The organism is Halodesulfovibrio marinisediminis DSM 17456, from assembly GCF_900129975.1.
In the GTDB taxonomy this organism is placed as follows: domain Bacteria; phylum Desulfobacterota; class Desulfovibrionia; order Desulfovibrionales; family Desulfovibrionaceae; genus Halodesulfovibrio; species Halodesulfovibrio marinisediminis.
This window is the reverse complement of record NZ_FSRG01000006.1, coordinates 631,627-642,298: the sequence shown is the minus strand read 5'-3', so window position 1 is coordinate 642,298 and position 10,672 is coordinate 631,627. Positions and strand designations below refer to the sequence as shown.

At 45.2% G+C, this 10,672-nt stretch carries 10 protein-coding genes and 1 rRNA gene; 5 read left to right on the top strand and 6 right to left on the bottom strand.

Annotated features, from left to right (window positions below):
• Nucleotides 1-104 (top strand): 5S ribosomal RNA (rrf, locus tag BUR09_RS14095); the annotation flags it as partial.
• 905 nt (nucleotides 105-1,009) lie between these two features.
• On the opposite strand, the gene BUR09_RS14085 is transcribed toward rrf, so the two are convergent.
• The 6 genes from BUR09_RS14085 to mltA form a co-directional block, all read right to left on the bottom strand.
• Nucleotides 1,010-1,927, bottom strand: a complete 918-nt coding sequence (locus tag BUR09_RS14085) for an NAD(P)/FAD-dependent oxidoreductase (protein ID WP_074217568.1) — start codon at nucleotides 1,925-1,927, stop codon at nucleotides 1,010-1,012.
• A 20-nt stretch (nucleotides 1,928-1,947) separates the two neighbouring features.
• Nucleotides 1,948-2,262 (bottom strand): thioredoxin family protein, encoded by a 315-nt coding sequence (locus BUR09_RS14080; RefSeq protein ID WP_074217567.1) that lies wholly within the window; start codon nucleotides 2,260-2,262, stop codon nucleotides 1,948-1,950.
• A 17-nt stretch (nucleotides 2,263-2,279) separates the two neighbouring features.
• On the bottom strand, nucleotides 2,280-2,957 hold the full coding sequence (locus BUR09_RS14075) for a Crp/Fnr family transcriptional regulator (protein ID WP_074217566.1): 678 nt from the start codon (nucleotides 2,955-2,957) through the stop codon (nucleotides 2,280-2,282).
• Between the two features lie 52 nt (nucleotides 2,958-3,009).
• Nucleotides 3,010-4,572: a sulfatase gene (locus tag BUR09_RS14070; RefSeq protein WP_074217565.1), complete on the bottom strand. Its 1,563-nt coding sequence runs from the start codon at nucleotides 4,570-4,572 to the stop codon at nucleotides 3,010-3,012.
• Between the two features lie 17 nt (nucleotides 4,573-4,589).
• On the bottom strand, nucleotides 4,590-6,017 hold the full coding sequence (gene nhaC / locus BUR09_RS14065) for a Na+/H+ antiporter NhaC (RefSeq protein ID WP_074217564.1): 1,428 nt from the start codon (nucleotides 6,015-6,017) through the stop codon (nucleotides 4,590-4,592).
• Between the two features lie 250 nt (nucleotides 6,018-6,267).
• On the bottom strand, nucleotides 6,268-7,497 hold the full coding sequence (mltA, locus tag BUR09_RS14060; RefSeq protein WP_084539502.1) for a murein transglycosylase A: 1,230 nt from the start codon (nucleotides 7,495-7,497) through the stop codon (nucleotides 6,268-6,270).
• 199 nt (nucleotides 7,498-7,696) lie between these two features.
• On the opposite strand from mltA, the gene BUR09_RS14055 reads away from it, so the two are divergent.
• The 4 genes from BUR09_RS14055 to aroC all read left to right on the top strand — a co-directional run bounded on the left by BUR09_RS14055 (nucleotide 7,697) and on the right by aroC (nucleotide 10,655).
• Nucleotides 7,697-8,431 carry a YkgJ family cysteine cluster protein gene (locus tag BUR09_RS14055; RefSeq protein ID WP_074217562.1) on the top strand — a complete coding sequence of 245 codons (735 nt, stop codon included), beginning with the start codon at nucleotides 7,697-7,699 and terminating at the stop codon, nucleotides 8,429-8,431.
• A 6-nt stretch (nucleotides 8,432-8,437) separates the two neighbouring features.
• Nucleotides 8,438-8,971 (top strand): shikimate kinase AroL, encoded by a 534-nt coding sequence (gene aroL, locus BUR09_RS14050; protein WP_074217561.1) that lies wholly within the window; start codon nucleotides 8,438-8,440, stop codon nucleotides 8,969-8,971.
• A gap of 55 nt (nucleotides 8,972-9,026) precedes the next feature.
• On the top strand, nucleotides 9,027-9,449 hold the full coding sequence (locus tag BUR09_RS14045; RefSeq protein ID WP_074217560.1) for a universal stress protein: 423 nt from the start codon (nucleotides 9,027-9,029) through the stop codon (nucleotides 9,447-9,449).
• 105 nt (nucleotides 9,450-9,554) lie between these two features.
• Entirely contained in the window at nucleotides 9,555-10,655 is a 1,101-nt protein-coding gene (gene aroC, locus BUR09_RS14040; protein WP_074217559.1) for a chorismate synthase, read from the top strand.
• Nucleotides 10,656-10,672: the final 17 nt, after the last annotated feature.

Below are 10,672 nucleotides of genomic sequence, written 5' to 3'. Positions count from 1 at the left end.
TGGAGGTTGGGGTACACCCGATCCCATTCCGAACTCGGAAGTTAAGCCGACCATCGCCGATGATACTGCAGGGGAGCCTGTGGGAAAGTAGGTCGCTGCCAAGATTTATTTCTAGACCGCGTTTCAAGCGAAACGCGGTCTTTTTTTGTTTGAAAGATTGCTTGTAGTGAACGTGAGAGTGCCTGCTAGTTTCTAAAACTTACAGGCACTTTTTGCTTTTAAACTTGTTTATTGTCCTTAGGTGATAACTAGCCATTATTAAGGCAAAGCCCTTTCAATAGCTTGCTGTATTTTACAGGCGAGCCTTTTTTAGAGGAGATATCGCTGGGGCGAGATTTTTAGAGGAGTGATTGTATATCAAACTCCTAGTTTTTCTTCCAACACGTACGCCTCTGAGGATATAGCCAATTAGTGATTGGCATCTTAGAAATGACTTGAGTTGCTTCTTCATTTTTCGAATGTTTCCCGCGTTGTCTATTTCGGTATTTGTTGAATGATCTTCCGAAATCGTATGATCCCATTGAAAGCTCGATGCCTTCCATATTAATGCCGTGATTAATGCTTCAAAACAGCTCTTCATGTCTGTTTTTAACTTTTTCGATGTACTGGTTGTATGAGTGTAAAAAAAGCGCTTATCCGAAGATAAGCGCTTTTAGGTAGTAAGGTATCTGTGGTGGGAACAAACTCTATAACACAGACATCTTACCTCAGAATATTATTGAGATATTCTGGAGGTGCATATTTAGTAATTAAGCTTTTGTGAAAGCCACAGCACAAACTGGTCGAGTATGGTTGTGCTAAGATTTTTGCATTGAAAGTTTTGCCCGTTAACTGAAATGACGGGGGTTTTGTCGGTTAAGCCTCGTCGTGAGATTTCAAGATAGCAGGTGACTTCTTGGACACTGGCAGACAGCCCTTCACATTTTAAAATGGTTCTGAGGTGCCTAGCAGTAATCTGTGCTTGCGTTGTGTCTGGATCCAGAACTGTTATCTGGAGTGTAGTCATATGCTACTCTACAAGGCTGCGTATGTAGCGCTCTGCTTCAAGGGCAGCGATAGTACCATCACCCATAGCAGTTGTAATTTGACGATATTTTTTTGGACGAACATCTCCGGCAGCAAAAACCCCTGTGAGTGATGTAGCCATGAGCTCGTCTGTCTCAATATAGCCATCTTTATCCATCTTCAGTTGTCCTTCGAAGATTTCAGTGCCCGGTTTTTGTCCCATAAAGACGAAAATACCGTCGCACTTATATTCGGTGGATTCACCTGTTGCGACATTTCGTAATGTCACAGATTGTAACGCTTCCTCACAGTTAACTGCTGTTACTTCAGTGGAAAGTATAGCTCTGGCGTTGTCCCGAGAAGTTAATTCGTCCTGAGTGTGTTGTGCTGCGAAAAATTTGTCCATTTGTTCAATAAGTAATAACTCTTTGATTCCTTGATCCAGCAGAGCAATGCCTTCATCAAATCCACTGTTTCCGCCACCTACAACAAGTACTTTTTTGTCTTTGTAAGCGGCACCGTCACAGATAGCGCAGAAATGGACATTCTCGCACTCACCAGCCACTTCCAGAGGGATTGGCTTACGGCCTGTTGCAACTATTACAGCTTTAGCTTTGTAGACAATGTCATCTGCTTCTATGACTTTTTCTTCACCAGTAAGGTCTATAGAATCAATGCAGGCTGCTTCTTCTATGTCGACACCGAGAGCTTCTACTTGCTCCTGAATTCGTTCGACTAATTCCATTCCACCAATACTGGTGTAGGATGGCATATTTTCGATAACTTTTGTCCAGTTTACAAGACCGCCGCATGCATTTTCGTCAAGAATGAGAACACGCAGGTTGGCGCGGGCAGCGTAAATGGCAGAGGTCATGCCTGCGACCCCTCCACCAAGGATAATTAAATCATATGTTGTATTCATAACTTCTCAACCAGCAGAATTTACAGGGAAGTGTAAAGAGTTTTGAGTTCACGCGGGTTCATGAGACCGGTATGAACTTTTATGACTTCACCGTTGCGGACAAAAGCTATTGTTGGAACACGGTAGAATGAGAGCTTTTCCTGTAATTCAGGGTGTTTTTCACAATCAATGCTGAAAAATTCTACAGAAGGTGTTTTGGTTGAAAACTTTTCCAAAACTTTTTCCATATTTTTGCAGTGTGGGCATTGTTCCTTATGAAAGAACAGAATTGCATCGGTAAGAGATGCGAAAAAGTTTTCAATATGCTCATTAGGAATTGGGGTAATAGCACTCATAGTAATGTCTCCAAAGATTATTCATAAACAAGGGCAGCAAGTCCTTCTATGTCGAGAATTTGCACCTTGTTTTTAGGTAGCACTTTAATGAGCTTTGCCTTTTCAAGTTCCTTGAGTGACTTGTATAGCGTTGCTCTATGCGCACCAAGTATGCTGGCAATATCCTTCATGCGTAACGAGCCCAGTGAAATTACTTCATTAGCATGTAATGGCGTAGAATTGTAGCGCAGAAGAATAAATTTGATGATTCTTTGATCCAGCGAATCCAAACCAAGAGATGCAGTCTGGTTACTAAGTACGCTTAATTTTTCCGAAAGTGTCCGGATGATATCTTTTGCAATTTCCGGATACTGTGGGAGCATAGTCTCAACAGTTTTCCTGGAAAAGAAATAGACGGTAGCGTCCTGATAGCAGGAAAAGTAGCTACGTATTGGCCTGTTAATAAAGAACGGAGCCTCGCTGAATAACGAGTTCTGTTCAATATGCATGATGATTTTTTCCGCACCATCCCAAGACGTGCGCTTCATACGCACAACACCGGATTGCAAGTAGCAGAGCTCCTGAACCAGCTCTCCTGCATTAATGATAACTTCACCATGCTTGAATTCTTTTTTCCTTCCGAGGTGCAATACCTGCTCCCAGGCGTGGCTATCAACGTGAACTCGCCAGAATTCGTCAACATCGTGTGCAATCATGATTCGTCCTTTTCAATACAGGAGAGCCGATTCGGTTCTCGTTATCTATTAATTATGTTGTTCGGAGTTCGCCAATATGCAGCTTAAGTTGTTGTAGAAGCTCTTTAGCTTTCTCCGGATTTGTATCAATGATGTTCTTTAACTGGAACTGATCTGTTTTTCGATCATAAAGCTCATCGGATTGCGGTATAGAAACTTCAGCACCTGGAACACATGTCCACATTTCTTCTTTCACTTCCAACTTGGCAGATTGTTCTCCGGCGTTGCCGCCTGAGCCTGAACCGTCGTAGAAGATTTTATTCATGGAATCTGTATCAATTTCTTTTTGTAACCAGTGAATATAGCTGTAATCATGGGTTATTATCGACCATGACATACCGTAGTAACCAGCGATTGCAAAGTCACGAATCTTGTCGGTTTCGCCTCGCATTACCGGCAGTAAACTCATACCTTGGAGTTCATCAGCATCGAAGGTGTTAATGCCTTCATGTCCGGTTTCTTCAAGGGCATCTGATTCGCTAAGACCAAGTGCGTCGAGAATTGTAGCTGTAATATCTACGTTCTGGACAAAGCTGCTGATGCGTTTTCCGCCTTCAAGACCTGGCACGTGGGCAATAAGAGGAACGTGAACAAGCTCTTCATAGGGCCATGGACGACATTTACGCATGATGCCGTGGCCATGCTCTCCGGATCCCATAGGTTGCCCGTGATCTGAGGTAACGACAACCATGGTTTTTTCCCATAGTCCCTGAGCCTTCAATGAATCAAATAACTTGCCAAGCCATTTGTCCACGAGTGTTACTTTTTCAGCGTACAGTGCTCGAATATGTTCACACTCTTCTTCTGTCATTACTCCGTCGATTTCTGTCCATGGTGCAAGGAGAAGCGGGTTCCCTTTGTAGTCCGGGTTGTACGGGCATGGTCTTTCTTCCCATACAGAAGGTGGATCCCACGGCTCATGTGGATCAAATGAATCAAGCCAGAGGAAGAAGGGACGGTTCGGGTCGCGTTTTTCTTTAATCCAGTTATCGGCTTCTGAGATAACGACTGAAGCGTAGTTGTCTGCATCTGACTGCCAGTTTTGACGTTGGCGCAGGTAACATTCAGCTTCTCTGATTAATGATTTGCTGGATTCATCATATTCGCCGTCTTCATTTTTTTTGAGCCAGTTTGGAGAAAGGTAATCTTCCCCTTTGAATTTTTTATCAAGATGAACGTGACTGAATGTTTCGTGGTCTAATTCATGTCCGTTACAGAAGCGGACATAGTCAAAGCCGCGTGAATAACCGTACTTCGGCAATCGCATTGGCGGGGTATCGTAGATAAGGGCTGTCTGCACATCTCGACACCAGAGCAAGTCAGTGATCGTAGTGTCTTCTGTGGTGAGAGGGCGCCAGCCGCTATATGGTAATGTAAAACGTCCGGTCATCAACGCTCTGCGTACAGGGATGGTAGGGAGTCCTTCACTGTATGCATTTTCAAAGAGAAATCCCTTTTCTGCAAATTTATCCAAATTAGGTGTTTTTACTTCTTTGTTTCCGTAGCAACCAAGGTAGTTGAACTGCAACGTATCGAGCATGATGAAGACAACGTTTTTTATATTTTTTCGGGGCATGATAAATCCTTTAACAATTATGCTGTGGTGCTGTCTTTACTCAGGACGAGAGGGCGGACAGCTTCGCCTTTGGTATTGAAAATTCCGAATCCAGTGGCAGCGCATGCCATGGAGATAAGTGGAATGGTGTAGTTGAAAAATGCGTATGGCAGAAAGTCGACTGCGCTTACGCCAAGGACACCAAGGATGTAGAATGCATGTACACTCCATGGAACCAGAGGACAGCCGAGAGTGCCGGAATCTTCACAGGTTCGGGAAAGTACTTGCGGAGCGATGTCTGCTTTTTCATATGAATTGCTGAAGGCTCGTCCCGGAACAACAACAGCAAGAATTTGGCTGCCTGTGCCGAGGAGGATGATATAAGCTGCAACAAGAGTCGCGCCTACAAGGCTGGTGGCAGATTTTGCACCGCGCAGCATTGCATCAAGCAACACTTCAAGAACGCGTGCTTTTTCAAGAATACCACCAAAGGCCATTCCGCTTGTGAGCAGGAGTATTGTGACCATAATGCTCATAAGACCACCGCGGGAAAGAAGTTTGTTCAGTTCCGGTGAGGCAGTGGAAGCTTTGTAACCACGGGTCATTTGTCCTGCGAGTTCTGCAATGGTGGAGCCTTCAAAGAGGGCGATAGCAAGAGCACTCACGAGACAGATGACCATAACAGGTAGTACAGGCAGGCGCTTGTACGCGAAAATGATCATTAATGCAGGTGGAATGAATACAACAGGGGACAGGTTGAATGATGCCTCTAAGTTGCTGAGTATGACATTGATATTGGCAACACTGCCCGAATCTCCGGTGTGTGTGGAACCCAGCAACCAGTAGCCGAGCAGGGTGATGATGGCTGCAGGAACGGTTGTCCAGAGCATGGAGGAGATGTGTGTAAACAACGGAACGCCGCATACCGTTGCGGTGATATTGGTCGAGTCAGATACAGGAGACATTTTGTCGCCGAAGTAGGCCCCAGAGACAATTGCCCCTACTGTCCATGCTGGGTCAAATTGCATGGCTCCACCAACACCGAGCAGCGCAACGCCGATGGTGCCCATGGTTCCGAATGATGTACCGGTGGCGAGAGAGGCAACGGCGCACAGAACAAAGGTTGAAACAAGAAAGTGCTCAGGAGTAATGAACTTTAACCCCCAATAGATAATCGCAGGAATTGTACCGGATGCCATCCATGCCGGAATAATCATTCCGACAAGCATTAAAATAGCAACTGCCAGTTGGATACGCCCGACAGCAGAGAGCATGCCTTCTTGCAATTCTTCCCAGGAATAGCCGATTCGTAATGACATAATTCCGGCAAGCACAACGGCTACCAGTAATGGTAGAACCGGAGGTCGAACTCCAATTATTACAGTTCCGTATAGAATAACGGCAACGGGAAGGGAAAAGGTGAGAAGAGCCCATAACAGTGACGGTTTTCTTCTTTCAGAGCTCATGGCAACTCCTAACTGCAAGGGAGTATTGGTACAGCACTTTACCAAGCCAGGAATAATAAAAAGCGGTACTCCCAATCTCGCTTCATTCCTCCTCCTTTTTCACTGTGAATGCACGTTGGTATATCGTAGGTGCTTTCACAAAAAATAACCCTGCAATAATCAAACACAAGAGTCTGTTGCAAAGACAACACCTGTCATAAAAAAAGGAGAGCATATGCTCTCCTTTTTAACTAACGGTATGTTGGTGAGGTTATTTTGGCAGAAGAAGCCATACCGCCCCTTTTGTATTCATGTGACCTGCAATCCACGTGGCATCTTCTCCGTAGCCGCTGAAGAAGTCCAAATGGTGTTTTTTAATGGCGCCGCCAGTGTCTTGTGCAAGTCCCAGTCCTTTAAGGCTGTCGCCATATTGGAAGGCTCCTTTTTCGTCTTTTTCTGGTAGTGGCACATCAAAAAGGAACATGCTTCCCAGAGGAATGAAAGACGGGTCTGTTGCCAGTGATACACGTGGTGTAAGAGGCTGCCCCATGGAGCCGTATGGGCCGTTGTCTGCAAGTCTGAAGAATACATAACTTGGGTTGGTGGCCAAAAGCTTGTAGGTCTCTTCAGGATTTTCATCAAAGTACTTCCGGATTGCCTGCATGGAGATACCATCCTTAGGCAGCAGCCCCTTATCGCGCATTACACGTCCCAATGAAACATACTTATGCCCGTTTTTACCGGCATACAGGATGTGCTTTGTGGAGCCGTCTTCCAGAATGAGTCTACCGGAGCCTTGAATCTGTAAAAAGAAGATATCAAGCGGGTCTTTTGCCCATGCAATTTCAAGATTGCGTTCTTCAAGTGCCCCTTTCATGTCAATGGATTTCCTATCGTAATAGGGAACCGCTTTACCGGACTCAATACGATAGTACGCACGCTGACTTTTCCAGCGTGGGTGAAAGTCTGCAAGGTTAAGAGTCATAAGGTCTGCAGGCTTAGAGTACAGCGGATATGCATAACCTGGCTTTTTTACAAGGCTCGCCTGTAAGGCCGGTTCATAGTAGCCGGTAAACAACGGATCTGCGTCGATTCTGTAGAATATAAAATGCTGCGCCAGAAGTTCCGGGTTGGAATCCAGCTTCGGTAACAGCAGTTGTAACCGCTCAATGGACGTGGCGAGTGTTTTCCATGTTACTTTCAGTCCGTATTTATTAAGTGCTAACTTGGACTGCGGCTTTCTGGATACATATTTGGCAGAACGCTCAAGAGCTGGCGCAAAATCCATCCAAGAGTGCATTCCTTGTTTGCCAATTGTGAGAGTTTGACTCACACTACAGGCTTCTGTGTCGCTAAGCTGTATGAAGCGCGCACCCTCCGGTTGTTCTTTAACCGGATCACTAGGTTCAGGCGGTGGGGGAGACTGGCTGCACCCTGCAAAGAAAAGTGTGGTTATAATAAGTAGGGCAGATAGAATCTGGGTAATGTTTCTGACAGTCAATTGCTTCCTCCAGTACAGTGTATGGTTAGTTTCTGTAGCATGGAATATTTTGAGTTCAAAGTCCGAACCATAAGCCCTTTTTTACCGAAAAGGTGATGTTACAGCTCTGATTATTGACGATAATGGTCATAATATGGCTCTGTTATGTCGTAATAGATGGGTGAGCTTTTGTTAGATTATATACGGATAAGGATACATTTTGGTTTTAGAAACAAAAAAAGAACGGATTATTCGCAAGGAAACTTTCAACGCGCTGTTTAGTGATTCAAGATCCTTGCCGGAATTACTTTTTGAAACTCCCGAAGAGGCTGCGGGCAGTATTGCTGCAATGATGCGTGGCTTTTGGAAATATGTTGATGATTGTGTTGAGCAGGAAGTGCCCAAAAACACTCAGACGTGTAAAAAAGGGTGCAGCTACTGTTGTTCACAGCCAATCTTTATGGATATATTTGAGGCGGTAGCTTGTATCCATTATATGGAGGGTGAGGATATCGTTACTGCTTTCGAGCAGGGATTCCCAAGATGGCAGAAAAACTTTGCGCCACAGCAGCCGATTTTATGGAAGGCATTACAGGAAGACAAGTGGGACGAGTTGGGGGCATTGGCTAAAAAGTTGAATGCACCTTGTCCGTTTTTGCTGAACAATGAGTGTGCCTGTTATGAGGCTCGTCCGATGGTTTGCCGTACGTGGGTTTCGAAGACTTTTAGATTTTTGTGCAGAATAAATTCTTCAAGCGTAAAATACACGCTTAAATGTCAGGATGAAGTGCATGATGCGTATAACCGTGTACTGCTCCATATCGCCACAGCGTTTGAAATTCCTTTGGCTGCAGGTGGTTGGACAACGTTGCCCCTTGCGTATAACTCTGTGGAAGGAAATGCAGCAGAGTTGCTGAAGCATGCAATCGCAAAGCACATAACATACAGCAGGTAAGTTACCGTGGAATATTCAAAACGGGTATATCTGATTGGCTCTCGCGGGTGCGGTAAGACTTCTGTAGGGGTAGGACTTGCTAGGCGGTTGAAGAGTCGTTTTACTGATACAGACGCTCTATTGTGTGAAATGCAGGGAAAGAGCGTTGCGGATATTGTCGAAGCTGAGGGCTGGGATGTTTTCAGGGATTATGAGTCTGCAGCGCTTATTAAGGCTACTGAAGGAGATACGCTGGTTATTGCCACTGGTGGCGGCATGGTGTTGCGGGAGCAGAACCGTTCATTTATGCGCGAGCATGGAGTGGTTGTTTTTATCGACGTACCTCCTGCTGAGCTTGCACGGCGCCTGAGTGTAGACCCGCTAGATAAGCAGCGTCCTTCTTTGACAGGAAAATCTCTTATTGATGAAATTGCGGAAGTACTTGCAGAGCGTATGCATTTGTATATGGAATCTGCCCAGATAACGGTGGATGGAACGCAGACTGTGGAAGAAATTATTGATAACATCGTGGAACTACTTGAAACGAAACCAGATTCATAGTTAGATAATCATAATTAATGAAAATATCTTCCTAACATGACGCGAGGAGAGCAATATGAAGATCGAAAAGATTCTTGTTCCGGTAGATGGCTCAGACTTTTCCCTAAAAGCTGTTGAATATGCTGCAGAGTTCGCACCCATGGTCGGTGCATCTGTTGTATTGCTCACTTGTCGCCTGGAAGTAACTTCTCTGTTAAGTAAAGAGTTATACGAAAAAGCGATTAAGGATCTTGATGGGCATGCACAAGCATTGCTTGAGCCGTATAAAGAGATTTTCTCTAAAGCACATGTACCGGTTACAGATATGGTTTTAGGTGGAACTCCTGAAGATGCCATTCTACAAGTGGCAAAAGGGGAAGACTGCGATATGATCATCATGGGCTCCCGTGGCTATTCAGATATTAAAGGCTTGTTCCTTGGCAGCACAACGCATAGAGTATTGCAACTTGCAGAGTGTCCTGTAACTGTAATTCGTTAAGAACAATTTTTCTGTATATAAAGGGGGAATTTTTCATAATGAAAGATTCCCTTTTCTTTTGTTTGAACGGCAACCAATGACGATTATTTAGTAAGGAGCCTGATTATGAGCGGTAATACGTTCGGCACCCTGTTTCGCTTAAGTACGTTTGGCGAATCCCACGGTGCGGCTTTGGGCGGCACAATTGAGGGTTGCCCATCCGGTATTGTATTAACTGAGGCAGACATTCAGCGTGAACTGGATTTACGTAAACCGGGGCAGGGTGGCATTGCTGCTACTGCGCGGAAGGAAGAGGATGCAGTACGCATTCTTTCCGGCGTGTTCGAGGGAAAGACAACTGGAACACCTATCGGGTTTATTGTAGAGAATACAGACCAACGTTCACGTGATTACGGTGATATCATTGAGAAATGGCGCCCCGGTCATGCAGATTTCGGGTTCGATCAAAAATATGGTTTTAGAGACTACCGTGGTGGCGGGCGCTCTTCAGGACGTGAGACCGTAAGCCGTGTTGCTGGTGGTGCAGTTGCTATGCAGTTGCTTGCAACTCAAGGTATTAGTGTGAATGCATATACAGTAGAGCTTGGCGGTATTCCTGTGACTTCAATTGATGCAGCCGGTGCTCAGAAGCGCCCATACTTTGCGGCGGAAGATGCTGTCGTTGACACATGGAATGAGCGTGTGAAGGCTGTGAAAAAAGATGGCGATACGCTTGGCGGTGTGGTGCAGATTGAAGCTGTGGGCGTGCCTGCCGGACTTGGAGAGCCTGTGTTTGATAAACTTGATGCCATGCTTGCTCATGCTCTTATGAGTGTCGGCTCTGTAAAGGGCGTGGAAATCGGGCAAGGTTTTGAAGCAGCGCGTATGTTGGGAAGTGAGAACAATGACGGCATGGACGTTAATGGATTTACTTCAAACAATTGTGGCGGCATCCTTGGTGGTATTTCTAATGGCATGCCGGTAATTGCCCGTGCGGCAATCAAGCCTATTCCGTCTATTGCTAAAGAGCAGCATACGATTACCCGCAGCGGTGAGCCATGCACAATGCAGATTAAAGGACGTCATGATATTTGTGCAATCCCGCGTGTAGTACCTGTATTGAAATCTATGGTCGCGCTTGTTCTTGCAGACTTACTGTTGCAGCAAGGTAAGCAATTTTTTTCGCCTATTTCAGGCGTTGTAGAACCTAGAGGGTTTGACGAATAATGTAACTGTCAGTACAT